Origin of the sequence: Pantoea vagans, from assembly GCF_004792415.1 — a bacterium.
In the GTDB taxonomy this organism is placed as follows: Bacteria; Pseudomonadota; Gammaproteobacteria; order Enterobacterales; family Enterobacteriaceae; genus Pantoea; species Pantoea vagans.
Genome location: NZ_CP038853.1, coordinates 3,588,033 through 3,614,371, shown reverse-complemented (window position 1 = coordinate 3,614,371; position 26,339 = coordinate 3,588,033). Strand labels below are relative to the sequence as shown.

Annotated in this window: 24 protein-coding genes; 16 read left to right on the top strand and 8 right to left on the bottom strand. The window is 53.1% G+C overall.

Features of this window, described 5'->3' with window-relative positions; genetic code table 11:
* The first annotated feature begins 192 nt into the window (after positions 1 to 192).
* The 4 genes from pnp to EGO56_RS16980 all read left to right on the top strand — a co-directional run bounded on the left by pnp (position 193) and on the right by EGO56_RS16980 (position 5,428).
* Positions 193 to 2,328, top strand: coding sequence for a polyribonucleotide nucleotidyltransferase (gene pnp / locus EGO56_RS16995; protein WP_135910327.1), 2,136 nt, complete (start codon positions 193 to 195; stop codon positions 2,326 to 2,328).
* A 129-nt stretch (positions 2,329 to 2,457) separates the two neighbouring features.
* Entirely contained in the window at positions 2,458 to 3,342 is an 885-nt protein-coding gene (nlpI, locus tag EGO56_RS16990) for a lipoprotein NlpI (protein ID WP_010251765.1), read from the top strand.
* A gap of 105 nt (positions 3,343 to 3,447) precedes the next feature.
* Positions 3,448 to 3,504, top strand: a complete 57-nt coding sequence (gene yrbN, locus EGO56_RS22705; RefSeq protein ID WP_098053093.1) for a protein YrbN — start codon at positions 3,448 to 3,450, stop codon at positions 3,502 to 3,504.
* A 16-nt stretch (positions 3,505 to 3,520) separates the two neighbouring features.
* The gene (locus EGO56_RS16980) at positions 3,521 to 5,428 is read left to right on the top strand and encodes a DEAD/DEAH family ATP-dependent RNA helicase (RefSeq protein WP_135910326.1); all 1,908 of its coding nucleotides are present in this window, start codon (positions 3,521 to 3,523) and stop codon (positions 5,426 to 5,428) included.
* Between the two features lie 55 nt (positions 5,429 to 5,483).
* Here the strand turns inward: EGO56_RS16980 and EGO56_RS16975 are convergent, their stop codons facing one another.
* On the bottom strand, positions 5,484 to 6,230 hold the full coding sequence (locus tag EGO56_RS16975; RefSeq protein ID WP_135910325.1) for an SDR family NAD(P)-dependent oxidoreductase: 747 nt from the start codon (positions 6,228 to 6,230) through the stop codon (positions 5,484 to 5,486).
* Between the two features lie 174 nt (positions 6,231 to 6,404).
* Here EGO56_RS16975 and EGO56_RS16970 point away from each other — a divergent pair, with 174 nt between their 5' ends.
* On the top strand, positions 6,405 to 7,325 hold the full coding sequence (locus EGO56_RS16970; protein ID WP_013359915.1) for an AraC family transcriptional regulator: 921 nt from the start codon (positions 6,405 to 6,407) through the stop codon (positions 7,323 to 7,325).
* Here EGO56_RS16970 and EGO56_RS16965 read toward each other — a convergent pair whose 3' ends face one another.
* The 3 genes from EGO56_RS16965 to ubiU all read right to left on the bottom strand — a co-directional run bounded on the left by EGO56_RS16965 (position 7,326) and on the right by ubiU (position 10,335).
* Positions 7,326 to 8,336, bottom strand: coding sequence for a luciferase-like monooxygenase (locus EGO56_RS16965; RefSeq protein WP_135910324.1), 1,011 nt, complete (start codon positions 8,334 to 8,336; stop codon positions 7,326 to 7,328).
* A gap of 115 nt (positions 8,337 to 8,451) precedes the next feature.
* Complete coding sequence (locus tag EGO56_RS16960) at positions 8,452 to 9,330, bottom strand: U32 family peptidase (protein ID WP_033781667.1); 879 nt, start codon at positions 9,328 to 9,330, stop codon at positions 8,452 to 8,454.
* Between the two features lie 9 nt (positions 9,331 to 9,339).
* The gene (gene ubiU / locus EGO56_RS16955; protein ID WP_033731328.1) at positions 9,340 to 10,335 is read right to left on the bottom strand and encodes a ubiquinone anaerobic biosynthesis protein UbiU; all 996 of its coding nucleotides are present in this window, start codon (positions 10,333 to 10,335) and stop codon (positions 9,340 to 9,342) included.
* 203 nt (positions 10,336 to 10,538) lie between these two features.
* On the opposite strand from ubiU, the gene ubiT reads away from it, so the two are divergent.
* Complete coding sequence (gene ubiT, locus EGO56_RS16950; RefSeq protein WP_135910323.1) at positions 10,539 to 11,063, top strand: ubiquinone anaerobic biosynthesis accessory factor UbiT; 525 nt, start codon at positions 10,539 to 10,541, stop codon at positions 11,061 to 11,063.
* Positions 11,057 to 11,563, top strand: a complete 507-nt coding sequence (locus EGO56_RS16945) for a GNAT family N-acetyltransferase (protein ID WP_135910322.1) — start codon at positions 11,057 to 11,059, stop codon at positions 11,561 to 11,563. Before ubiT ends, EGO56_RS16945 begins: the two co-directional genes overlap by 7 nt.
* Here EGO56_RS16945 and EGO56_RS16940 read toward each other — a convergent pair.
* Positions 11,547 to 11,840 (bottom strand): GIY-YIG nuclease family protein, encoded by a 294-nt coding sequence (locus EGO56_RS16940; RefSeq protein ID WP_135910321.1) that lies wholly within the window; start codon positions 11,838 to 11,840, stop codon positions 11,547 to 11,549. The two genes, EGO56_RS16945 and EGO56_RS16940, sit on opposite strands and share 17 nt — an antisense overlap.
* 75 nt (positions 11,841 to 11,915) lie before the next feature.
* Between EGO56_RS16940 and EGO56_RS16935 the strand changes: the two genes are divergently transcribed.
* A complete protein-coding gene (locus EGO56_RS16935; RefSeq protein ID WP_135910320.1) occupies positions 11,916 to 12,344 on the top strand; it encodes a YhbP family protein in 429 nt (142 codons plus the stop codon).
* A gap of 35 nt (positions 12,345 to 12,379) precedes the next feature.
* On the opposite strand, the gene EGO56_RS16930 is transcribed toward EGO56_RS16935, so the two are convergent.
* Positions 12,380 to 12,901 carry a type 1 glutamine amidotransferase domain-containing protein gene (locus EGO56_RS16930; protein ID WP_033731332.1) on the bottom strand — a complete coding sequence of 174 codons (522 nt, stop codon included), beginning with the start codon at positions 12,899 to 12,901 and terminating at the stop codon, positions 12,380 to 12,382.
* Positions 12,902 to 13,047: 146 nt separating this feature from the next.
* Here EGO56_RS16930 and EGO56_RS16925 point away from each other — a divergent pair, with 146 nt between their 5' ends.
* On the top strand, positions 13,048 to 13,683 hold the full coding sequence (locus tag EGO56_RS16925) for an NAD-dependent epimerase/dehydratase family protein (protein WP_135910319.1): 636 nt from the start codon (positions 13,048 to 13,050) through the stop codon (positions 13,681 to 13,683).
* Here EGO56_RS16925 and nrdG read toward each other — a convergent pair.
* Both nrdG and nrdD read right to left on the bottom strand, forming a co-directional pair.
* Positions 13,675 to 14,142 carry an anaerobic ribonucleoside-triphosphate reductase-activating protein gene (gene nrdG, locus EGO56_RS16920; protein WP_135910318.1) on the bottom strand — a complete coding sequence of 156 codons (468 nt, stop codon included), beginning with the start codon at positions 14,140 to 14,142 and terminating at the stop codon, positions 13,675 to 13,677. The two genes, EGO56_RS16925 and nrdG, sit on opposite strands and share 9 nt — an antisense overlap.
* Entirely contained in the window at positions 14,139 to 16,277 is a 2,139-nt protein-coding gene (gene nrdD, locus EGO56_RS16915) for an anaerobic ribonucleoside-triphosphate reductase (RefSeq protein ID WP_135910317.1), read from the bottom strand. The genes nrdG and nrdD overlap by 4 nt, the downstream gene beginning before the upstream one ends.
* Positions 16,278 to 17,471: 1,194 nt before the next feature.
* Here nrdD and EGO56_RS16910 point away from each other — a divergent pair.
* From EGO56_RS16910 to EGO56_RS16880, 7 genes are all read left to right on the top strand, one after another.
* Complete coding sequence (locus EGO56_RS16910) at positions 17,472 to 21,350, top strand: two-partner secretion domain-containing protein (RefSeq protein WP_135910316.1); 3,879 nt, start codon at positions 17,472 to 17,474, stop codon at positions 21,348 to 21,350.
* A gap of 89 nt (positions 21,351 to 21,439) precedes the next feature.
* Complete coding sequence (locus EGO56_RS16905) at positions 21,440 to 23,062, top strand: ShlB/FhaC/HecB family hemolysin secretion/activation protein (RefSeq protein WP_135910315.1); 1,623 nt, start codon at positions 21,440 to 21,442, stop codon at positions 23,060 to 23,062.
* Between the two features lie 18 nt (positions 23,063 to 23,080).
* Entirely contained in the window at positions 23,081 to 23,449 is a 369-nt protein-coding gene (gene acpS, locus EGO56_RS16900) for a holo-ACP synthase (RefSeq protein ID WP_135910601.1), read from the top strand.
* Between the two features lie 20 nt (positions 23,450 to 23,469).
* Positions 23,470 to 24,225, top strand: a complete 756-nt coding sequence (locus EGO56_RS16895) for an SDR family oxidoreductase (protein WP_420371893.1) — start codon at positions 23,470 to 23,472, stop codon at positions 24,223 to 24,225.
* A 3-nt stretch (positions 24,226 to 24,228) separates the two neighbouring features.
* Positions 24,229 to 24,777: a hotdog family protein gene (locus EGO56_RS16890; RefSeq protein ID WP_135910313.1), complete on the top strand. Its 549-nt coding sequence runs from the start codon at positions 24,229 to 24,231 to the stop codon at positions 24,775 to 24,777.
* Positions 24,778 to 24,802: 25 nt separating this feature from the next.
* Complete coding sequence (locus EGO56_RS16885) at positions 24,803 to 25,084, top strand: acyl carrier protein (RefSeq protein WP_135910312.1); 282 nt, start codon at positions 24,803 to 24,805, stop codon at positions 25,082 to 25,084.
* 29 nt (positions 25,085 to 25,113) lie between these two features.
* Positions 25,114 to 26,274, top strand: coding sequence for an aminomethyl transferase family protein (locus EGO56_RS16880; RefSeq protein WP_135910311.1), 1,161 nt, complete (start codon positions 25,114 to 25,116; stop codon positions 26,272 to 26,274).
* The last annotated feature ends 65 nt before the right edge of the window (positions 26,275 to 26,339 follow it).

The following is a 26,339-nucleotide window of genomic DNA, read 5'->3' as shown; positions in this document are numbered from 1 at the left end:
CGGCAGCAATCCGGGCCAAACTGATGTATTGTTGCTTAGTGTGATCTTTAGTTTGCAGAATTTCGCGCGGCTAATGAGAGGCTTTACCGCAGGGGCGGTCGAGGGTTGTCATTAGTCGCGAGGATGCAGCTGAAGATTGGTAATCAATGGCGGGCTACAGATAGCCCAGCCCCGAAGTTAAGGACTTTGATTTTGCTGAATCCGATCGTACGCAAATTCCAATATGGTCAACATACCGTCACGCTGGAAACCGGCATGATGGCTCGCCAGGCGACAGCCGCTGTGATGGTGAGCATGGACGATACTGCAGTGTTCGTCACTGTCGTAGGTCAGAAAAAATCTAAACCCGGTCAGGACTTCTTCCCACTGACCGTGAACTATCAGGAGCGTACTTACGCTGCTGGTCGTATCCCAGGCAGCTTCTTCCGTCGTGAAGGCCGTCCAAGCGAAGGCGAAACTCTGATTTCGCGTCTGATTGACCGCCCGATTCGCCCGCTGTTCCCGGAAGGCTTTGTTAACGAAGTCCAGGTTATTGCCACCGTGGTGTCTGTTAACCCACAGGTTCATCCGGACATCGTTGCAATGATTGGTGCCTCGGCTGCACTGGCGCTTTCTGGTCTGCCGTTTAATGGCCCGATTGGTGCTGCGCGTGTCGGTTACATCAACGATCAATATATTCTGAACCCAACCGCAGATGAGCTGAAACAGTCTCGTCTGGATCTGGTCGTTGCCGGTACGCAGAATGCCGTTCTGATGGTTGAATCTGAAGCTGAGATCCTGTCAGAAGAGCAGATGCTGGGCGCCGTGGTCTTTGGCCATGACCAGCAGCAGATCGTTATCGAAAACATCAATGCCCTGGTGGCTGAAGCCGGCAAACCACGCTGGGACTGGCAGCCAGAAGCGGCTAACACCCCGCTGATTTCTCGCGTTGCTGCCCTGGCAGAAGCGCGCATCAGCGATGCTTACCGCATCACTGACAAGCAGGAGCGTTACGCGCAGGTTGGCGTCATCAAAGACGAAACCATTGCTGCGCTGCTGGCTGAAGATGAAACGCTGGATGGTTCAGAAATCGGCGACATCGTGCATAGCCTCGAAAAAACCGTCGTTCGTACCCGCATCCTGAATGGCGAGCCACGTATCGATGGCCGTGAAAAAGACATGATCCGCGGTCTGGACGTGCGTACTGGCGTATTGCCACGTACTCACGGTTCATCACTGTTTACCCGTGGTGAGACGCAGGCACTGGTTACGGCAACGCTGGGTACTACCCGTGATGCGCAGAATCTGGATGAGCTGATGGGCGAACGTACCGACAGCTTCCTGTTCCATTACAACTTCCCTCCATACTCTGTCGGTGAAACCGGCATGGTCGGTTCGCCGAAGCGTCGTGAGATTGGTCACGGTCGTCTGGCGAAGCGCGGTGTGTTAGCGGTAATGCCTAAAGCGGAAGATTTCCCTTACACCGTGCGTGTGGTGTCTGAAATCACCGAATCTAACGGCTCCTCTTCGATGGCCTCTGTCTGTGGTGCCTCACTGGCGCTGATGGATGCAGGTGTGCCAATCAAAGCCGCCGTTGCCGGTATCGCAATGGGTCTGGTAAAAGAAGATGAGAAGTTTGTGGTTCTGTCAGACATCCTGGGCGACGAAGATCACCTGGGCGACATGGACTTCAAAGTAGCCGGTAGCCGTGAAGGTATCACCGCGCTGCAGATGGACATCAAAATCGAAGGCATCACGCGTGAAATCATGCAGGAAGCCCTGAACCAGGCCAAGGGTGCGCGTCTGCACATTCTGGGCGTCATGGAACAGGCTATCAGCACACCGCGTACTGAGATTTCTGAATTCGCTCCACGCATCTACACCATCAAAATCAGCTCTGACAAGATCAAAGATGTGATCGGTAAAGGCGGCTCAGTGATTCGTGCACTGACCGAAGAGACCGGCACGACGATTGAAATCGAAGATGACGGCACCGTGAAAATCGCGGCGACCGATGGTCTGAAAGCGAAAGAAGCGATTCGTCGTATCGAAGAGATCACTGCAGAAATCGAAGTGGGCCGCATTTACAGTGGTAAAGTGACCCGTATCGTTGACTTCGGTGCCTTCGTTGCTATCGGCGGCGGTAAAGAAGGTCTGGTTCACATTTCACAAATCGCTGATAAGCGCGTTGAGAAAGTGACTGACTACCTGCAGATGGGTCAGGAAGTGCCGGTTAAGGTGATGGAAGTTGATCGCCAGGGCCGCGTACGTCTGAGCATCAAAGAAGCGACAGAATCTAAGCCGCAGACTGAAGAAGCTGCAGCGGTGACTACGCCTGACGCTGAATAAGTCGTTGCTGATTTGCCCCTCTTTGCCTGGCAGAGAGGGGCGTTTGTATCATCGCGAGGGCGGGAATCCTTGTGCACAGCAGGCGGATGACAGGATGGTTATCCCAATGTTTGTATTCGGGAGTGGGAAATGAAGCCTTTTCTGCGCTGGTGTTTTGTTGCGACAGCTTTGACGCTGGCAGGATGCAGCAACTCCAATTGGCGTAAGAACGAAGTTCTTGCAGTGCCTTTACAGCCCACACTGCAGCAGGAAGTGATACTGGCGCGCATGGAACAAATTCTTGCCAGTCGCGCTCTCACCGATGATGAACGCGCACAGCTGTTATATGAGCGCGGAGTGTTGTATGATAGTTTAGGTCTGCGGGCATTAGCGCGGAACGATTTTTCGCAAGCGCTGTCTATAAGACCAGATATGCCCGAAGTGTTTAACTACTTAGGCATATATTTAACGCAGGCGGGCAACTTTGATGCCGCCTATGAAGCGTTTGATTCTGTACTTGAGCTTGATCCAACTTACAACTATGCGCATTTAAACCGTGGTATCGCCCTCTATTACGGCGGTCGATACAAGTTAGCGCAAGATGATCTGCTGGCGTTTTATCAAGACGATCCTAACGATCCTTTCCGCAGTCTGTGGCTCTATCTCGTTGAACGTGAGATGGATGTCGACAAGGCAAAAGTCGCGCTTCAACAGCGTCACGACAAAGCGGTCAGAGACCAATGGGGATGGAATATTGTCGAGTTCTACCTTGGAGATATCAACGAGAAAACGTTGATGGAAAGTCTCAAGGCGGACGCAACGGATAACACCTCGCTCGCTGAACATCTCAGTGAAACCAACTTCTATTTAGGTAAGTACTACCTAAGTCTGGGGGAGAAGGACGACGCGAAAGCGTTGTTCAAACTGGCGGTGGCCAACAACGTTAACAACTTTGTTGAACACCGATACGCATTGTTGGAACTGGCGCAACTCGGCCAGGCACAAGACGATTTATCAGAATCTGACCAGCAATAGCTGACGAACTTAATTTGCCTGTAAAACCTGTTAAGTCATCATCTTAAGGGATGAGGGCTTTTCTGTTCGTCAAAACTTCTAATTTGAGCCGGTTCACACTTTTTGATGAAAATGACTGAAAGTTTTCACGACGAGTTATGTAGACTGGCCGCCGCAATCTAAGAGGCACGTGTACTACATGACTGATATTCAAACCACTTTTGCTGACCTTGGCCTGAACGCCGACATCCTTGAATCACTGAATGGCATGGGCTACGTAAAGCCATCCCCAATCCAGGCTGAGTGTATTCCTCACCTGCTGGCGGGCCGTGACGTGTTAGGCATGGCGCAGACCGGGAGTGGTAAAACTGCGGCGTTCTCACTGCCGCTGTTGAACAACATTGACCCGACTGTTAAAGCACCACAGATTCTGGTGCTGGCACCGACCCGCGAACTGGCGGTTCAGGTTGCTGAAGCAGTTACTGAATTCTCTAAACACATGCGCGGCCTGAACGTGGTTGCCCTCTACGGCGGCCAGCGTTATGACGTGCAGCTGCGCGCTCTGCGTCAGGGACCACAGGTTGTTGTGGGTACGCCTGGTCGTCTGCTTGACCACCTGAAACGCGGCACGTTAGACCTTTCTAACCTGCGCGGTCTGGTGCTGGATGAAGCAGATGAAATGCTGCGTATGGGCTTCATCGAAGACGTTGAAACCATCATGGCACAGATCCCAGCCGGTCATCAGACTGCGCTGTTCTCTGCAACCATGCCGGAAGCGATTCGTCGCATCACCAAACGCTTCATGAAAGATCCACAGGAAGTGCGTATTCAGTCAAGCATGACAACGCGTCCTGACATCAGCCAGAGTTACTGGACCGCTTATGGTCGTAAAACAGACGCACTGGTTCGCTTCCTGGAAGCAGAAGACTTTGATGCTGCCATCATCTTCGTGCGTACTAAAAACGCAACGCTGGAAGTGGCAGAAGCGCTGGAACGTAGTGGCTATAACAGCGCCGCGCTGAACGGGGATATGAACCAGGCACTGCGTGAGCAGACGCTGGAGCGCCTGAAAGATGGTCGTCTGGACATCCTGATTGCAACCGACGTTGCGGCCCGTGGCCTGGACGTTGAGCGTATCAGCCTGGTTGTAAACTACGACATCCCGATGGATGCAGAATCATACGTTCACCGTATCGGCCGTACCGGTCGTGCCGGTCGTGCTGGCCGTGCGCTGCTGTTCGTTGAGAACCGCGAGCGTCGTCTGCTGCGCAACATCGAACGTACCATGAAGCTGACCATCCCTGAAGTTGAACTGCCTAACGCAGAACTGCTGGGTGAGCGTCGTCTGGCTAAGTTTGCCGCTAAAGTCCAGCAGCAGCTGGAAAGCAGCGATCTGGACCAGTACCGTGCTCTGCTGACTAAAATGCAGCCGGAAGATGAACTGGATCTGGAAACTCTCGCAGCCGCACTGCTGAAGATGGCACAGGGCGAACGTCCTCTGATTCTGCCACCAGAAGCACCACGTCCTGCACGTCGCGAATACCGCGATCGTGACGAGCGTGATGGCCGTCGTGACAGCCGTGAAGCGCGTAGCGATCGTGGTCCACGTGAAAGCCGTGATGGCGATCGTCCACGTCGCGAACGTCGTGACGTTGGCGAAATGCAGCTGTACCGTATCGAAGTGGGCCGTGATGATGGTGTTGAAGTTCGTCACATCGTTGGCGCTATCGCTAACGAAGGCGACATCAGCAGCCGTTACATCGGTAACATCAAGCTGTTCGGTAACCACTCGACTATCGAGCTGCCGAAAGGCATGCCAGGCGATGTGCTGCAGCACTTCACCCGTACGCGTATTCTGAACAAACCGATGAATATGCAGTTGCTGGGTGATGCACAGCCAAACGAAGGCCGTGGCGATCGTCGTCCAGCTGGCGGTGAGCGTCGCAGCGGTCCTGGCGCAGCCAACCGTGAAGGTGGTCGTCGCTTCTCTTCAGAGCGCCGTGAAGGTGGTCGTGAAGGCGGCGGACGCAGCTTTAACCGTGAAGGTAGCCGTGGTCCACGTCGTGAAGAAGGCGCAGCTGCCGCTCCACGTCGTCGTGATGCATAACGACTTAACGTCGTAACGAAAAGGGAAGCCGCTGGCTTCCCTTTTTTTATGCCTGTCAGGCACCGCCGCTGATCATGACGCGCTCGCCGCTGACATAAGCGGACTCCTCAGAAGCAAGAAACAGCGCGACCTGCGCCACATCCTCCGGCAGACCAAAACGCCCCAGCGGGGTAGCCGCCAGCAGCTGTGCCTTGAGCTGCGGGCTGATCCTCTTCGCGGCCAGCAATCCTTCGGTCAGAATCATGCCAGGTGCCAGCGCGTTAACCCGGATATTTTTTGCGCCCAGCTCGCGCGCCAGCCCCTGAGTCAGCGTATCCACCGCACCTTTAGTTGCCGCCCAGAGCACGGAACCTGGCGTACTGTTTTTACTGTTCAGGGCGCTGAGGTTGATAATGCTGCCGCCATGCGCGGGAAAGTGACGAATTGCCTGCTGACAGACCAGCAGCGTGCCGAGCAGGTTAACGTTAATCTGCTGCTGCATCTCCTCCGGCGTCAGCGCCGCAAACTCGCCATGATGAAAACTGCCCGCATTATTCACCACAATATCGGGTGCGCCGAAACACTCTGCGGTGGTGGCAAACAGCCGTTCCACATCCCGCAGATGAGAGATATCAGCCTGTACCGCCACGGCTTCACTGCCCAGCGTGACGATATCGCTGACCACGTCAGCTGCCCCGACTTCATCCTGACGATAGTTGACCACCACCCTGGCGCCCGCTGCGGCGAACGCGATGGCAATCGCTGCACCAATGCCTTTTGAGGCACCTGTCACCAGTGCAATTTTGTTCTGCAGTGCTTTCATTATGTCATTCTCCGCCGTAATGATTGCGTCGAAAGACTATGCGCGCTGGTGACCAGAAGCGGGTAGCGCAATCCTGCAAGCTTCTTGCACGATCCTGCAAAAGTGCGGCAGCAGGACAGGTATTTCACCTGACGTCAGGTAATATCGGCACAGAGAGCGGAAGGGGAGAACGCAGTGACAGAGAGTGACAAGTGGCAGGCGCTGGCGCAGTTAATTGCCCGTCATGCGCCGGAGGATGGCCGGCATTCAAGCGCCATCGATTGCCTGTTTTTTGGCCGGGTTTCAGCACCCACAGAGCCGATGCACTTTGCTCAATGGGCCAGTTTTGCGCTGGTGGCGCAGGGCAGCAAAGCACTGCATATGGGTGATGAGGTGCTGCACTATGGACCGGGGGATCTGTTGCTGGTGACGCTGGATATGCCAGTGCGCGCCTGCGTCACTGTCGCCACACCGGAAAAGCCGAATCTCGGGATAGGTATCGCCATTAATGAATCCCGGCTTATGCGCTACCTTGAACAGTTTCCGCCAGCGCTGCCGCTGTCAACCGCAGGCAATGAACGTGGTGTCACCGTGCATAAGGTTTCACCTTTGCTGGTGGATGCGGTCATCCGGCTGGTGCGTCTGCTTGACCATCCGGAAGATATTGAGGCGCTGGCCCCGCTGATTGAGCAGGAGATTTTCTACCGACTGCTGACCGGGCCGGAGGGATCGCGCATCCTGAACATGGCGCTGGCTGAGCGGCCGGGTAACCGGGTGGCGCAGGCAGCTCGCTGGCTGCGGGAGAATTTTCATCAGCCGCTGAAGATCGATCAGCTCGCCAGCAGTGTTGGCATGAGTATCTCTTCGCTGCATCATCACTTCAAAGCCGTCACGGCCATGACGCCGATGCAATACCAGAAACAACTGCGGCTCAATGAGGCGCGACGTCTGATGATGGTGGAAAAGCTGGATGCCGGTACCGCAGGCTATCGGGTGGGCTATCAGAGCGCATCACAGTTCAGCCGCGAGTATCGCCGCCTGTATGGGCAATCTCCGGCCAGGGACAGTCGTCAGCTGGCGGTGAGCCCGGATACCCTGCGCCCACCGCAAAACTGATTACAGGCTGTTTGCCGCTTCCATCGCAATGGCAAAGGAGCGCAGACGTGCCTCGGAGTCAAAAATCTGACCATTAACCATAATTTCATCCGCCTGCGTTTCACGCATCAGCGAGGCCAGGCCATGACGCACCTTGTCGGTATCGCCTACCAGCGACATGCTCAGCGCCTGCTGCACGCCATACTGCTCTGACGGCGACCAGAGGTTATCCATGTTCTCAACCGGTGCCGGCAACGGGCCAGGTTTGCCGCGGCGCAGGTTAATAAACTGCTGCTGCTGCGAGGTAAACAGGAAGCGCGCATCACGTTCATTATCAGCGGCAACCACGTTAATGCAGACGGTGGCATACGGCTTGTCGAGACGCGCTGAAGGCTGGAAGTTCTCACGATACACGTGCAGCGCCTGGAACAGCTGGTCAGGCGCGAAATGGGAGGCAAAGGCAAATGGCAGTCCCATTTTCGCTGACAGCTGGGCGCTGTAGAGGCTGGAACCGAGCAGCCAGACCAGGATCTTCAGCCCCAGACCCGGCACTGGCTGAACCGGCAGTTGCGCATCCGAGTCAGCATCAAACCAGTGAATCAGCTCAGCCACATCTTCGGGAAAGGTGTCAGCGTGCATGCTGGCCTGGTGACGGCGCAGCGCCATCATGGTGCGCTGGTCAGAACCGGGCGCACGGCCTAAGCCGAGGTCGATTCGGCCAGGATAGAGAGAGGCCAGGGTGCCAAACTGCTCGGCGATCACCAGCGGCGCATGGTTGGGCAGCATAATGCCGCCGGAACCCAGCTTCAGGGTCTCGGTGTTCGCCGCCAGATAGCCGATCAACACCGACGTCGCAGCGCTGGCAATCCCTGTCATGTTGTGATGTTCAGCCAGCCAGTAGCGTTCGAAGCCCAGTTTTTCAGCCTGACGCGCCAGCGCCAGTGAATTGTGGAACGCATCCCGTGCGGTCGCGCCCTGTGGAATCGGCGCAAGATCCAGCACGGACAGGCGAAGAGGTTTTTTATCAGACATGACTACTCCCGTTGTATGGCGCAGGCGTAAAAACCTGCACCATTTAGTATTACGCATCATTCCTTATATTAAAACTGCTAACCTCAGCAGGAATATAGCCGGTATGTGCTTTTACTCAGGATGCCAGCGTCATACCCGCCAGTTTGCGCCAGTAACCGTTACAATCGCAGCCTTTCGCGACCATAAGCGGGGCCTGGCCATTTTCATTAGCGCGGAAACGGTCAATCTCCGCCAGCGTCGACGTATCCTGTGGCGAGAGTCTCACGCAATCGACCTGGCCACGCATTCCCGCCAGATCGTTACCCAGGTTATAGCAGTAGCCGCTCATGGTCTGAATGCCATTGAGGACGAACACCTGCTGTCCCTCCTGAGAATTGACGCGGCGGCCTGTCGGATAGTTGATGCAGCAGGTTTCGCAGTCATCTTTCGCGCGGTTTTCAGAGCGGGCGGTGAAGCAGCGCGCTGACAGCGCCAGCGGCAGATGACCGTAGCCCATCACCTCCACCTCAAACTGCTGCCGGATACCCCGTGCTTCGCACTGCGCCAGCAGCTGTAGCAGCCAGTCACGCGACATCTCCACCGGCATACACCAGCGCGTCATGCCCTCTTTGACCAGCAGCTGCAGCGTGTCGGCGTTATAGACATTCAGCGTCGGCCCGGCGACAAAGGGCAGATGGCGCTCAGCGGCCATATTGACCGTGCCGATATCATTGGCTTCAATCAGGAACTCGCCGTTTTCTACGTAGCGCTGCAGCTCTTTCAGCTCAGAGGGGGATTGCAGCAGCGCCAGCGTGCTGAGTACGACCTGTTTGCCGCTGGACGCCACGTCACGCGCCAGCGCCATCCAGCGGGCATAGGGCGTGGCGCGGCGTTTACTGCACACCGCCTCGCCGAGATAAATAATATCCGCACTACTGCGGGCAGCCTGCTGGTAGAAATCTTCCAGCGTATCGGTCGGCCAGTACCAGAGCACCGGCCCAAGGGCATATTGCATCATGACTCCTTATTGCCATTCACGGTGATAAGCACCCAGCGTGGTTTGTGTGCCTTCGGAGAGATCGCCCAGGGTCTGCATCCACTGTGGCGCGACGTCAAACTGTTCCGGCTGCGCCTTGCAGCGATCGATCGCCTGACGCCAGACGCGCGCCACATCAGCGACGTAGGCGGGACTGCGCTGGCGGCCTTCGATTTTCACCGAGGCGATGCCTGCCCGCAGCAGCTCCGGCAGCAGTTCCAGTGTGTTGAGACTGGTGGGCTCCTCCAGCACGTGATAACGCTGATTGTTAACCTCATAGCGTCCTTTGCAGAGCGTCGGGTAACCGGCGCTCTCATCGGGCGCGTAGCGATCGATTAATACCTCATTCAGGCGTGACTCCATGCCCTGCGGCGTCTGCTGCCAGCGCACAAACTTCGCCGGGGAGCAGGCACCTGCGCTGTTAGGCGATTCGCCGGTCATCCAGGAGGAGAGATAGCAGCGGCCTTCCGCCATAATGCACAGGCTGCCAAAGGCGAACACCTCCAGCGGCACCGGCGTGCTGCGCGCCAGTTGTTTAACCTGATGAATCGACAACACCCGCGGCAGCACCACGCGCTGCAGATTGAAGTGGCGATGATAAAAGCGAATCGCCTCAAGATTGGTTGCCGAAGCCTGCACAGAGAGATGACGTTCAACCTGTGGATAATGCTTCGCGGCATACTCCAGCGTGGCAATATCGGCCAGAATCAGCGCGTCGGCTCCGTTTTGCGCCGCCACATCAATCGCCCGCTGCCAGCGTCCCATGCCATCCGGGTGGGCAAACGTGTTGATCGCCACATGCAGTTTGCGCCGATGCTGATGGAGATAGCGCGCCGCTTCAGCCAGCTTTTTATCGGTGAAGTTCAGGCCCGCAAAGTGACGGGCATTGGTGTCATCTTTCAGTCCCACATAGACCGCATCCGCACCATTCTCTGTGGCGGTGCGCACTGCGGGTAAGTTTCCTGCCGGGCAGAGCAGTTCCATAGGTGTTCCTCTCAACATGCGATGGGCGTCGAGTCTAGGCATCTGGTCCGGCGAGCGTGTTGATTTGGGGCAGTGAAATTCCAGTTCATCCGGCCTGGCGGCGCTTTTTTCCCTCTATAGCCGCGTTTTTTATTGATCCCGGATGAGGCGCGCAGAAAAGGATATGGCAATATACGTAAAATTTTCTAAAGGGAGTGACGAAAGTGTTAGAGCGGATACATGCCCATTTTGTAAAAAAGGGTCCAAAAATCTTAGGGTTACCCGTAGCGCTCACCCCATTCTTGGTCAAAAAGTTGCTGCTGCAACAACTCTTAAACTGGCAATTTCGCCATGCTTTGGCTGAAGGTGAGTTAGACTTTCTGAACGGTCGCCTGCTGGGTATCGGGATTGCCGATCTCAATCTGCAATGGATAACCACGCTGCAGGATGGCCGACTGGCGGTATTGCAACAGTCCGAAGCGGATGTCTGGTTTCGGGGCAATGCCAATGATCTGTTGCTGGTGGCAGCACGTAAAGCAGATCCCGACATGCTGTTCTTTCAACGCCGTCTGGTGATTGAAGGTGACACAGAACTGGGACTTGAGGTGAAGAACGTAATGGATGCTATTGAACCCGAGGCTATGCCCACCGCGTTACGCACGGCTATTGAGCAGATGGCGGCATTTGTCGACGCCGGCATGAAACAGGACGCGAAGGCCACACAGGCGCGCGCGGGTGCCGCATGTTGATTCGTAGCGAAATTGGTGTTGATGCTGCAGGCATCGACGCGCTGCTCAGACGCTGCTTCAGCCGTTCAGCCGAGGCGGAACTGACACAGGCGCTGCGTGAAGATGGCCTGCTGACCTTAGGCGTGGTCGCCACGGATGATGAGGGACAGGTGCTGGGTTATGCCGCATTCAGTCCGGTCAGCGTTCAGGGTGAAGATCGCGGCTGGGTGGCGCTGGCACCGCTGGCCATTGATGAGACGCTGCGCGGTCAGGGCATTGCCAGCAAGCTGATTTATGAGGGGCTGGATACGCTCAATGAATTTGGCTACAGCGCGGTTGTGGTGCTGGGCGATCCGGCGCTGTTCAGCCGGTTTGGTTTTGAACCGGCTGCACGCCATGGCCTGCGCAGTGACTGGCCGGGAACTGAGGCAACGTTCCAGGTCTACCGTCTGGCGGACAATGCTTTTGACGGCACGGAAGGGCAGATCGACTACGCCGAACCTTTTAAACGCCAGCCGTAATACCCAGCCAGCTCTCCAGACTGATCGGCTGACCCGCCACCAGCAGTAACTTCTGCTGACGGGTCAGTTGTTTAACCTGATACTCCAGTCTGGAGGCGCTGGCGCGATCGCCCGCTTCACAGTGAAACACCAGGTCCAGCGGACCTTTGCCCCGCAATGCGCGTGCGCCGCGTCCGCTCTGGTGCTGAGCAACCCGGCGCACCACATCCGTGGTGATGCCGGTGTACAGGCTCCCTTTCGCCGTCCGGACGATGTAGAGTTGCCACTGCTGACCCATCGTAATCTATTCCCAAAAAAAGGTGCCGGGCAGTGTAGCGCGCTTCACGCTCCGGTGCACCGTCAGGAGTTTACCTTGTCCGATCACGCCCATCTGGTTCGCTACCTCCGAAAGCAGCATGTGCTTTCACTCTGCTGTACCGCCGACGATCAACTCTGGTGCGCTAACTGCTACTACGTCTTTGATGAGACACGCATGGTCTTCTGGATCATGACCGAACCTGATACCCGCCACGGTGAACTCATGGTACTGAATCCGCAGGTTGCAGGCACCGTCAATGGCCAGCCCAGAACTGTCCTGCTGATTAAAGGGGTACAGTATCGTGGCCGGGTCACACGGCTGGATGAGGCATCAGAGCAGATCGCCAGAGCGGCTTACCAGAAACGGTTTCCGGTCTCACGCAAAGTGTCAGCACCGCTGTGGGAGATTGAGCTGGATGAGGTGAAGATGACGGATAATGCGCTGGGATTCGGCAAGAAAATTGTGTGGCAACGGGAGAAATAGACACGCCCCTTTCAGCAGAAAAGGGCGTGGCGGATTTACAGCGCTTCGAGGATCCGCAGGGATTCACGGTTAAAGGCCGGTAAATCGTCCGGCGTCCGGCTGGTGACCAGCTTATCGCCGTCCACGACCACTTCCTTATCATGGAAGTCAGCACCGGCATTGATCAGGTCAATGGCAACGGCTTTAACGGTAGTCATCTTGCGACCGCGCACGCCGTTCGCGCTAATCAGCAGCTGTGGACCGTGGCAGATAGCAAAGATCGGTTTGCCGCTGGCGACAAATTCTTTGGTAAAGGCAACAAAACGATCGTCGCCGCGCAGCGCGTCAGGCGAGTGGCCGCCTGGCAGCAGCAGGGCGTCAAATTCCGCCGGGCTGACATCATCAATGCTGCGGTCGATGGTTACTTCCGCTTCGCCTTTCTTGCCTTTAACGACATTACCGGCCTGTTTCTCAATGGTCACCACCTCAAAACCAGCGCCTTTGTAGGCTTCCGCGGGTGAGGTAAATTCTGAGTCTTCAAATTCATCGGTAATCAAAACCGCAACTTTCTTGCTCATCTTTTTTCCTCCTTAAATTTGTGGAGCGCGAGGCGCGCTATCCGGATAACGTTGTAAGCCTGGTCGCTGAGCGTGAGAACGCAAGCCAGCCCGTTAAGATCAGCTATCTTTTAAGCTGTCAGCAGTGAAATAAGGACGAATCTGAGATGAATCGCGTATTACTGACCGGTGCCACCGGCTTAGTCGGGTCGCATCTGCTGCGCTTACTGATTGAGGATCCGCGTGTTGATGAGATCATCGCGCCCACCCGCCGGCCACTGCCCGTAATGCACAAAGTGGTGAATCCGGTAGAGGCCGATCTCACCGATGTGCTGGGGCCGCTGCAGAGTTCGCTGGATACGGTGTTCTGCTGCCTGGGCACCACACGTAAGCAGGCGGGCAGCAAGCAGGCCTTTATTCATGTCGATTACACGCTGGTGGTGGACAGCGGGTTATGCGGATTACGTCTGGGTGCGAAGCAGATGCTGGTGGTCAGCGCGCACGGTGCCAGCCGTCACTCACCGTTTTTGTACAATCGCGTCAAAGGCGAAATGGAGAATGCGCTGCGCCATCAGGGCTGGCCGCGCCTGACGCTGGTGCGGCCTTCACTGCTGCTGGGGGATCGCGCGCAGAAACGTCAGGGCGAAAGCCTGGCGGGACCGCTGTTTTCGCTGCTGCCGGGCAACTGGCGGGCGGTTCACGCACGCGACGTGGCACGTTGTCTGCATCAGCAGGCATTCACGCCAGGTGGTGAGAGCGTCAGCATCATTGAGTCGGGAGATATCCCGCGTCATTCAGCGTAACTGCCAGACGATCTGATTTCGGCTGCCGCGCCATTGCAGCGTGGCATCCTTTTCCTCTTCAACAAAGCGGCCATCGATCAGCACGTCGAGATAGTCCAGCACGGCACGCTGTGCCGCATTCAGCTCCTGCATGCGATAGCCGGTCCAGAGCCAGATATCTTTACCGGGACATGTCTGTCGTACCCGTTTCACCAGCCGGCGAATGTGCGGCACGTTATGCGGATGAAGGGGATCGCCACCGCTCAGTGACAAGCCCTGGCGCGGAATGCGTGTGTCCTGCAAATCCGCCAGCAGTTGCTCCTCCATCGCCAGCGTAAAGGGCACGCCGGAGTCAGTGCGCCACGTACTCTGGTTGTAGCAGCCGCGACACTGATGTTCGCAACCGGCGACAAATAGCGTGCAGCGGGTGCCGGGGCCATTCACGATATCCACATCGTAGTAGCGGTGAATATGCATCATCCCAGCGGCCCTTCGGCCAGATGTTTCACCCGACGCTGCACTTCCTGCTGCTTACCGGCGTTAAAAGGTCGCGCATCCGGGCTGCCCAGATAGCCACAGACCCGCCGTGTCACAGAGACGCGAGCCGGATCGTGATTGCCGCAGTTCGGACAGGTAAAGCCACGGCTGGTACAGGTAAACTCGCCGTTGAAGCCGCACTCGTAGCACTCATCAATCGGCGTATTGGTACCGTAATAGGGGACGCGGTCGTAGCTGTAATCCCAGACATCCTCAAGCGCTTTAAGGTTGTGCTGTACGTTCGGGTATTCGCCGTAACAGATGAATCCGCCATTCGCCAGCGGCGGATAGGGCGCTTCAAAGTCGATTTTATCGTAAGGATTCACCTTCTTCTCGACGTCGAGATGGAAGCTGTTGGTGTAATAACCCTTGTCGGTAACGCCCGGCACCACGCCAAACTGCGCCGCATCCAGTCGGCAGAAGCGGTCACACAGATTCTCACTCGGCGTGCTGTAAAGGCTGAAGCCGTAGCCTGTTTCCGCTTTCCAGCGGTCGGTGGCGGCGCGCAGGTACGCAATGATCTCTACGCCTTTGGCGCGCAGTGCCGCGTCATCGTAAGGGTGCTGGTGGCCGCCGCTGAGCGCATTCAGGGTTTCGTGCAGGCCGATGTAACCCAGCGACAGCGACGCACGGCCATTGCGGAAAATAGGTCCTACTTCATCATCGGCATTCAGCCGGACGCCGCAGGCCCCTTCCATATAAAGGATGGGCGCAACGCGCGCTTTGGTCTTCTCCAGCCGCGCCACCCGCGTCATCAGCGCCCGCTTAGCCAGCAGCAGGCGGGCATCAAGCAACGTCCAGAAGCGTGCTTCATCTCCAGCTGCCTCCAGCGCAATGCGCGGCAGGTTCAGGCTGATCACGCCGATGTTGTTGCGGCCCTCATGGATCTGCTCGCCATTCTCTTCATAAACGCCCAGGAAGCTGCGGCAGCCCATGGGCGTTTTGAACGAGCCGGTGACTTTCACCACCTGATCGTAATTTAGGATGTCGGGATACATCCGCTTGCTGGCACACTCCAGCGCCAGCTGCTTGATGTCGTAATTCACGTCGCCCGCCCGGCGGTTAACGCCTTCGCGAATGCTGAACACCAGTTTTGGGAACACCGCGGTTTTACGATTTTTGCCCAGTCCGGCCAGCCGGTTACGCAGAATCGACTGCTGAATCAGCCGCGCCGCCCAGTCCGTCCCCAGACCAAAACCAAAGGTGACAAACGGCGTCTGGCCGTTGGCGGTGTGCAGGGTATTAACCTCATACTCCAGCGACTGAAAGGCGTCGTAGCACTCTTTCTCCGTACGCTGGCGTGCATACTGTTCAGCCTGTGGGATGTGCCACTGCTCAGCGATCGTCAGATGCCGGGCATAGCTCTGCTCAACAAACGGGGCCAGCACTTCATCAATGCGATTAATGGTGGTGCCGCCATAAATGTGGCTGGCGACCTGGGCGATGATCTGCGCCGTCACAGCAGTGGCGGTAGCGATCGATTTAGGCGGCTCGATCTCAGCGTTGCCCATTTTGAAGCCGTTAGTCAGCATGCCTTTCAGATCGATCAGCATGCAGTTAAACATCGGGAAGAAGGGCGAATAGTCGAGATCGTGATAGTGGATCTCGCCGCGCTCGTGCGCCAGAACGATATCCCGCGGCAGGATCTGCTGCTGCGCGTAGTGCTTCGCCACGATCCCGGCCAGCAGATCGCGCTGTGTCGGGATCACTTTGCTGTCTTTGTTAGCATTTTCGTTCAGCAGCGCCGCGTTGGTCTGATCGACCAGACCGCGAATGGCGTGGTGTAACTGGCTCTGACGATCTCGGGCGACATCGCGATCGTGGCGGTATTCAATGTAGGCGCGCGCCAGCTGCGGATAAGGACCCGCCATCAGCGTCTCTTCGACTGCACACTGAATCTCACGGATAGCCACCTCAGGACGATCGGCCAGCCGCAGTGCAACGCGTTCAGCGACCTGCGCGCACCAGGCTGCATCGTCAACGCCTGCTGCCTGTGCCGCCGCCACGACAGCCTGCTCAATACGCTGCGCATCAAAGCCTGTCCGGCATCCATCACGCTTGATTACCACCGTCGCCATTTCTCTCTCCGTTAACTACATATGGGGTTCGGGTGGATTCTATTCCCTACATGTAGTGATTGCTGTGAATTATTGCGCACAGATTTGACCTGAAACAAGGAAGCTTCAACCCGGCCGAAACGCTGAACAACGTTAATCATCTGGCCTGGATCAGGGACAGCCGTGATCGGCTGATGTACGACAGGCTGCATGGTGAGCGCTGCATCCCATTTAAGGTATCGAACGGCTTTGTCAGCCAGTCATTATGGGAATAAGGAAAGTCGCGTTGCTGGATTTCAGCTGACGCTATCGGTAATACCGGGCTGAGAATAGAGACGATGACTGTCCGGTAATATTCGCGATGACAGGCGCACGGCAATAAGGTGCTAACAGCCAGCTGCAACGGGAAAAACAGGGTAGACGGCTGCAGCTGCTGCTCCCTTAAGTGATATTTTTTCTGCTCAGGAAGATAACGTATTTATCCGGAATTTCCTGAGTAAGCGATCTTCAGATTCCTTTTATTCTTAGGGCACTCCTTATAAATGTTAAAAAAATGATCTTTGTGGCTTAGTTTAATCAGGTTAAATGCCTATATAAATTAAGGTGAATTGTCGATAATAAGGAAATACAGACCTATTTTTTATTTTATGTATTAGTAATCTGCGGGTTTTCCTCTATTTCTATCAGGGTGTGGCGAGCCGTCATGCCTAAACGATACTTAATATCGTTTTACTGGCATTGCTAATCTGAAAAAACTTGTTACCATTGCGCTAAATTATATCTGATGTCATTTAATGACAGGATTTTGTTTAGACAACACAAGGGTAAGTATTATTTCGGTAACAGGGTCTGCGCTTATTTGATTGAGGTTTTATCCGGTAAATACCTTTTAAATCATAGATTTGCATAAAAAAATATCGTGCATTTAAGCGTGAGGGATACCTTTTTCTTCTTTATTATGTTACGGATGTCCTTACTGATTATACACTTTCATTCTCCGGGTTATTACCGGGATAGAATAGGTTAACGATATTTTATATTAATCATCGTAAGTCATAAGATTCAGACGAAATGTCTGGTCTGCTGCCCGTCACCACTTATTCGTAAAAGAGGTGGGACGAGAAATGCAGACTGTTGTGCCGGACGAGATGAATCACTGATTCTGGTCCGCAGTGTTATTTTTTTAGCTACAAATTTAGCAGAGGGAATGATTCTATGAATAATGGAAAAAATAATATATTGCGCTGTGAAATGAAGTGGCATCCGGTAGCTATCGCTGTGATGTTAACGTTGCCATCCGTTTCGTACGCGGCAGAGATCAGTATCAATAACGGTACTGTGGCAGCAGTGAATAACGTGCCGGTTATCAACATCAATAAAGCCAACGATAAAGGGCTTTCTCATAACGTTTACGACAAATTAAACGTTGATAAGAAAGGAATAATCTTTAATAACAGCGTTGCTGAATCCACCACCACGCTGGCCGGCAAATTGCAGGGCAATAGCAATCTGACATCCGGTACAGCTAAAGTCATTCTTAATGAGGTGACCTCACGCAATGCCAGTGCCATCAATGGCATGATGGAAGTTGCAGGCGACAAAGCTCATCTGATTATCGCCAATCCGAACGGCATTTCGATCAGGAATAGCGGCACCATCAACACCAGCAAGCTGACGCTCACCACCGGTAAACCGGACGTTCAGAATAACCAGCTGGCAGGCTACTCGGTTAACGGCGGTACGATCACGCTGGGCAAGATGAGTAACGGCAGCCCGACGGAAATCCTGTCACGCACTGTTGTGGTCAATGACAAAGTCAGCGTTGACGAACTTAAGGTCGTGGCTGGGAATAACTATGTCGACGCAATGGGTGAAGTCACCGGCAGCGTGACTGCATCAGGCTGGGGTAGCGCAAACAGCATCGACGTGGCCGCACTGGGTGGGATGTATGCCAACAAAATTAATCTGGTCAGTACGGAAAACGGCGTAGGCGTGCGTAATCTGGGCGTCATCGCGGGTGGTGATAACGGTATCAGCATCGATTCAAAAGGCCAGTTGCTGAACAGCAACGCGGGTATTGAGTCTTCTGGAGCCATCAATATCAAAACCAGCGGTACGCTGAATAACACCACCGGCACCGTGACTTCTGTTGGCACTATCGCGCTGGATACCAATAAAAACACGCTGGTGAACAGCCGCGCAGGCACGATAACGACTGCGGCCGATCTCTATATCAACAGCAGCGCCATCGACAATGTTAACGGCAAAATTGCCGCCAGTGGCACACTGGCCGTTGATACCAATAACAGTACACTGACCAACTCAGGTAAGGGAAAAACGGTTGGAATGGAAGCCGGGATCGTGGCTTTAAAAACCGGCACGCTGAACAACAGCAATGGTCAGATTAAGGGGGGATATGTAGGCATTGAGTCTGCCGCTGTTAATAACAACAGAGGCCTGATGGACTCTCTGGGTGATGTTAATATTGTCAGTACAGGTGATGTCAATAATACCCAGGGCCTGATCCGCTCAGCAGGTGGCTACGCTAAAATCTCCGCCAGTACTGCAACGGTAAACAACGGCTCGACTAAAACAGCCGATACCGGGAGTGATGACTCATTAGGCATTATTGCGGAGAAGGGCGTTCAGATCGTTGCGAACAGCCTGAACAACAATGGCGGACAGATGGCCTCCAATGGTGATGTTTCTCTGGAAAGTCGCGGAGCCATCGACAACTATTCCGGCAAAATAAACGCCACTGGCAAAGTCATCGCTAAAGGCAGTTCCCTGCGCAACGACAACGCGGGTCTTTCCGGTAAAGGCGGCGTTGTTACAGCAATCACGGGCAATATTACCAACTATATTGGCGCGATCAGTTCTGAGGAAGGTGACATCGAACTGGCTGCCAACGTCGTTAATAACTACGGCGGCTTTATGATGGGGCAAAATATTGGTATCAGTGCTAATGGTGGTGTGAATAATAACACGGCGCTGATGGTTGCTGATAAAACACTCAAAATAGACTCTGCCAGCAATATTGATAACGCTAATAGCGATAACTTCGGTACCTTCTTCGGTGTGTACTTTGGTATGCCGCAGCAGGAAGGCGGAATGATTGGCAAAGAAGGTGTTTCACTCGCCGGCAATAATATTTACAACGGCAGAAGCCGGATTATTGCTGAAAGTGGTTCGCTAACGCTGCAGGCCAAAGGCAGCATTGACAATGCCCGGGCATTACTGATGAGCGGAGAAGACACCACCATTAAAACAGGCTGGTCATTCAATAATAACTATGCGACCACCTACAGTATGGGTAACCTCAGGATAGATACGCCTTACCTTGAGAACAGCAGTAATGGCACGCTAATCGATAACAATGCCACCGGACTTATTGTTGCAGATAAAGACCTTGCGCTGAATGTGAACAATAATTTCACCAACTATGGCTGGATTAGCAGTGCGGGCAATGCGACCGTTAACGTTCTGCAGGGCACGCTATATAACCGGAATACGCTGGCCGCGACAGCAGATCTGGAGATTGATGCGCAGAACGGTGTAGAGAATTTTGCCATTGTTTCAGCAGGCGGCGATCTGTCAGTGAACACCAAACGCCATGTGACGAACAATAACAACAGTAACATGATAGGTAATAACGTCACTATTACTGCAGTCAATGATATCAACAACCGAAATAACATTGTGAGTAATGCTGACATGGCCATTACCACAAGCGGGAATCTGTATAATTATCTCAATCTTGTCAGTTATGGTAATGCGTCAATCAGTGCAAACAGTTTTAATAACAATAGTGCTTATCTTGAATCTGCCGGCGATACAACAATAACGACCTCTGCAAATGTGGGTAACAACCGTGGCAAAATAAAATCGCAGACAGGAAACATGCGTATTGCTTCCGGGAATGGAAACGTTGACAACTACAGCGGCGTCCTTGAATCTGGTGGTGCTATTGATGTCAAAACGAACGCACTTAATAACGACTACGGACAGATTGCTGCGACTGAAGCTATCAGTCTGGCGTTGAAAGGTAATTATGATAGTTTCAGAGGTGTGCTTGTTTCTGGCGAAGGTGATATCACTCTTGCTGCAAATTCGGTTGATAATAATTACGGTCTGATTGCCGGTGCAAATGTCACGGTCGATTCAAAATCAGCGGTGCAAAATGACACTGCTCTGATGGCGGCAAGCCAGAAACTGTCGGTAACAGCGGTCAGAAACATTGAAAACCGTTACGGAAATAACTTCAGCAGTCAGTCAGGCAGCGACTTTGATATCACAGCGGATGCTGGTGGTATGATCGGGCAGGAAGGCGTTTCCCTGTCGGGACAGAACATTTACAACAACAGTGGCAATATCGTTGCAAACAATGGCCCGTTGAGCCTCATTGCAAACGGCGTTCTGGATAACACCTGGGGAATGCTGGTCAGCGGTGCGGACGCTATCGTCAAAGCGACGGGTGTGTTCTACAACAACTATGCAACCACTTACAGTGCAGGCAATCTGGACATCACTGCAGCGACGCTCTACAACTTCAGCAGTGGGAACATGGCTGATAATACAGCAACCGGCGTTATTGCTTCAGACAAAGATTTAACACTGAAAGTCGACAGCAGCGACGTAAACTACGGCTGGATTAGCAGCAAAGGTGATCTGAACTTCAGCGTGCTTAAAGGTATTCTCTACAACCGGAATACGCTTTCTGCGACCAATGCGCTGACAATTAGTACCCTGAATGGCGTGGAGAATTTTAAAGACATCGTTGCCGGGAGTTCCCTGAACATCAGTACGCAGAGACATGTAACTAACAACGTATCAGCTAATATGCTTGCGCAAAATATCGCAATCGATGCCGGTACTGACATTAATAACCGCGGTAATATTGTCGCCGATTATACATTAACGGCAAAAACGGCTGGCAATATCTATAACTATCTCAATATGCTCAGCTATGGCACAGCTAACGTCACTGCCAATAGTGTGACCAACAGCGGTACTAATGCGGTATTCGGTGGTCTGACGGGCATGGAAATAACGACAGGTAAAGTTACCAATAGCGGCGCTGTGATTGGTATTTAACGGTTAAGCGGTAACTAAAGGCAGTAGCTATCACGATTCTGCGTTAACAATAATGAGAACCTGCTGCCTTTTTATTTTTGAGAAAGTCAATGGAACTGAAATACAGAGTTATTTTGCTGTTATTCGTGTTGATCTCCTTTTATACCCGCGCCGATGATGAGATCAGCCATCTGATCAAACAGCAAAGTAATGCCGATCTGAGTGTCTTTAAAGAACAGAAGGTTTATCGCCAGGATGTTTATTCCAGCACTGAAAAAAGAATAGTCAGGCTGAAAGATCTGCCAGCAGAGGAGAACTGTTTTACCATAACGAACTTTATTCCTGAAAATAACTTTCTCAGCAGTAAAGCCGAAAGGGTGATTAAAAATGAGATACTCGGGCACTGCATTGGTCGTATCGGCATTGTAAAAATCGCTACGGCATTACAGGACGTTTATATCAATGCTGGTTACATCACAACCCGCATCACTCTTCCTTCACAGGATATCTCGACCGGCAGTCTTAAGCTCAGGGTGGATCCAGGGCGAATAGAGAAAATCATTGTTGAAAATGATGATATTAATACGTGGATGTTACCGTTTAAAGCCGGAGACATTCTCAATATTCGCGATATTGAACAGGGGCTGGAAAATCTTCAGTTAGTGCCTGATGTTGACGTGAAAATGAATATCGAGCCGGGTACCCGGCAGGGCTACAGCGTTATCCGCATAAAGACGCTTCGCACGAAAGAGTGGAGTTTAAGAGCGAGTGTCAGCAACTGGGGCGACAAAGAGACAGGCCGCTACCTGACCTCCGTGGTAGGTTATTTATACAACACGGCTCATTTAAGCGATCTGTTTTATCTGGCCGGAACCCGCAGCACAACCGGGAAGTATGAGAGTGCCAGTGCGTACTACCTGCTTCCGGCAGGCTACTGGAACTATTCGCTGTTCTATAGCCGCAGTAAGTCGCGTCAGGCGATTCCGCTCAGCGATATCTCAGTGGACTATGCGGGCAAGAGTGATTACTGGAGCGCAAAAGCATCACGTACGGTTTATCGCGACAGGAGCCGGATAGTAACCGGTAATGCTGAACTTATTCGTCGCAAAGCCGGTTATAAAATTAACGGCCAGGAACTGGTGCTGCAAAAGCGGAACATGGATAACGTGAAATTTGGCGTTAACTACAAACAGCAGCTGGAAGCAGCAGCCTGGGATTCGACCCTTTCGTGGCAGCGATTTGTGACGTGGTTTGGCGCAGAGAAAACGGCTGACATGGTCTATGGTGACGTCAGCTCTGTAAGTCAGATTTTCAGTCTGGAAAGTCGCTATTCGCGGCAACTGGGCAATAACATTTACAGTGCCACTTTATTCGGGCAATACGCCCCCCATGAGCTGACGTTACAGGATAAGACAACCCTGGGTGAACGCTGGAACGTACGTGGCTTTGAAAATAGCCCAGGGCTTACGGGCAGCAAGGGATACTACCTGCAGAATACGATCTATCATCCGATCAGATCGGTTAATGCCAGTTACTATTACGGCCTGGATGCTGGACAGATAAAAAAAGACAGTCTTTATGGCGATGAACTGATCGCTGGCGGAGCAGTGGGTATCCAGGGACAGATAAAATCGCTGACGTATGACTGTGCGATTTCAGTGCCCGTGAAATATCCGGGTGCGATGAATGTTGATAAAGCCACGCTTAATTTAAATTTATCTTACCAGCTATAACCAGGGATGGGTGCCATTATGCGCATAGGTACAGATATCGTTGAAATTTCACGCATCAGTCGTGCAATCAATAACGGTAATAAAGAGTTTCTGCACCGTGTTTTTACCCGCAGAGAAATAATTAAAATTAACGCTGATGATCCTGATTTCGGACGGGCAGCCGGTTTCTGGGCTGCAAAAGAGGCGGCGGTTAAGGCGCTGGGATGTGGTTATCGTCACGGCATTACCTTTCACGATATTGAAATTACACATGATGAATATGGCTGCCCCTCTTTTATTTTTAGCGGGCGGGTAAAGGATCTGCTTGCTGAAAACGCTATCGCCAATAGCGCGCTGACTATTTCACATTGCCAGAGCCATGCAACCGCCGTTGCCATTATCTATTAATCAAACTATATGTGAATATTATGTATAAATATAACGACCTTAAAGAAAAGTCGGTGCTTATTACGGGGGCCAGCGGCGATATTGGCCTGGCGATCTGCGCTAAATTTCTGGATCAGCATTGCGATGTTTACGCGGTATACCATTCGAATGCAACGCAACTTACCGAGCTGAAAGAGGCCCATCCGGCAGGGCATAAACTGTCCATCATTCAGTGCGACCTCGCCGATCCGCAGAGCGTTTCTGCGCTTTGTGCTCATCTGACCGATGTGGCTGGCAAACTGGATGTGCTGGTGAATAACGCCGGGGTAGTGAAAGACAGTTTGTTTGCGTCCATGGGCTTTGAAGATTTCAGCCGGGTGGTGGATATCAACCTGTTCAGCATGTTTCGCCTGACAAAAGAGGCGCTGATGCTGCTTCGCTCCGCTGAAAGCCCGGCGATTATTAACGTCGCCTCTATTGCCGCGCTCATCCCAAGCGTAGGGCAGGTGAACTACAGCGCGTCAAAAGGGGCCATTCTTGGTTTTACCCGCACGCTGGCCGCTGAACTCGCGCAGTACGGTATCCGCGTCAATGCTGTGGCACCGGGGATGATTGAGTCAAAAATGGTGAAAAAGGTCTCACGGACGGTGGTACGCAATATTACCGCTTCCATTCCTTTACGCCGTCTTGGCAAAAGTGAGGAAGTCGCAAACAGCATTGTCTATTTAAGCTCTTCTGCCTCCAGCTATATTGTCGGCCAGACCATCGTCATCGATGGTGGCCTGGTTATGCGGTGACTTATGTCTAAATACGTTATTCCCTCAAAAATCTTTCTGGAAATGGGTGGCTGGCGTCAGCCTTTGCTGATGGTCGACAGAATTGATGACTTTAAATATGGCCCGAACGGTTTTGTGAAGGTAACGAAACATATTACCTATAACGAACCCTACCTGCTGGGGCACTTTCCGGACGATCCGATAATGCCTGGCGCCATCATTTCCGAGATATTCGGCCAGGCCAGTGAGTATCTCTCTTTTCTGACCGATATTTGTGACATTTATCAGGCAAGATTTAATGAAACACTGACATCACTGCGCGATATTCATGCCCGTATTGCCACTGATGACATGCTGGACATTATCCGTACCCGCCGCGCTGAAGTGCGCGGAGTGCTGGCTGCCCAGAACCTTAAATTCAAAGATATCGCCTGGCCTGGTGACTCAATTGAAGTTACCAGCAAATTAGCCTTCTCTGATGCCCAGGGATTTAAACATTACGCCGTAACAGCGAATGTCGGTAAGAGATTGATTAGCCAGGGCACCATTATTAATTTTCGAGAAACCAGGTAACCGTAACCTCTGAGAGAGTAAAACCATGACGACGATGAAAGATGATATTCAGCAACGCAAAGAGATTTTGTGCACGATTAAAACAGAGATTATTCAGCGTCTGAACATTCAGCGTGATGAATCGCAGATTGATGATGACACGGCTCTGTTCGGCAATGGTTTAAAGCTGGACTCCGTCGATGCCACAGAAATTGTCGTCATGCTGGATAAAGTGTTCGGCATCAGAGTCGGTGAAAGCGATGATCCCTCTTATATGAGAAGTATCAACAGCCTCGCTACGTTCATTATCCGGAAGCAGAATGCTTAATTATAATTTGTGACTGACAGGATTTAATTATGATGTCTCTCAATGATTTTCATTCAAAGCAGGGTGCAGTAATGGGCATGCGTAATAATTATTCCGTGCCCTCGGCTTATAACGATCCCATGGTGGAATATAAAGCCCTGCGTGAGAACGTGTTGCTGGTTGACTATTCACATATGGCCATCGTCAGCGTGATGGGTGACGATGCCTGGGCACTGGTAAATTATCTGGTCTCTGCGGACGTTTCCATTATTCGTGACGAGCAGGGGATCTACTCGCTGATTCTTAAAGAGGATGGCACGATTCGCGGAGATGTCTACGTCCTCTGCTGTTCCGACGGATATTATGTCATATCTGAAAATATCCCCGCCATTGAACTGATTACCAGCCTGAATAAGCTGCTGGAAAAAGCAGATGAGCTTGATATACAGGAAACGCCTGAAATCAGAGATATGCGCGAAGAGCAGTGGGGCGCGATTCTGCTGGAAGGGCCCTATTCCTGGGAATTGATGGCAGAACTTCATGGTTTTGACGTCATCGGTCTGCCCTATCACGAGCATATGAACACGGAACAGGAACTGATGGTGTTCCGCTGCGGTAAGCATGGTGAGTTTGCCTATATGGTGATTGGCCCTGAAGAGAAGTTGCTTGAGCAGTGGCAGCAACTTCAGCAACGGGGCAGCAAATACCTGCTGCAAACCGGCGGTCTGGATTATCAGACCCTGGCACGCATCGAAAACCCAGGCTGGGATGATCGCCTGTGGGCTGGCATTCCTCTGACCCCGGTTGAACTGCAGATGCAGTGGGCCGTCCAGTATGACAAAGAGGGTTTCGTTGGCAAAGAGGCGGTCGAAGCGCTGTCGCAGGACAGAGGCTCACGCAAACTGATCGGCATGATAGCCACACAGCCTTGTTCAGGGATGGCCGCGGGCGATAGCGTTCTGGTCGATGGTCAGCCGGCTGGTCAGGTGGTTCAGGCGATCTACTCCCCGGCGCTGCAAAATATGATTGCCCTGACGCTGCTGGACAGCGACTACGCCTGGGCCGATATCGACGGCTTTACCATCCAGACCCGCACGGAAGCCGTGACGGCGAAAACCAAATCTATGCCGTTCATCTACAACCTGAGCATGCTGGTTAATCCAACTGAACACAGCTATGTAGACGAATCGAAAGCGAAAAGCGCAGTGTAATTCTTTCAATATCAGACACAGCAGGCAGAAATAAGCGGCGACAAAGCCGCAGGTGATGACTGCCG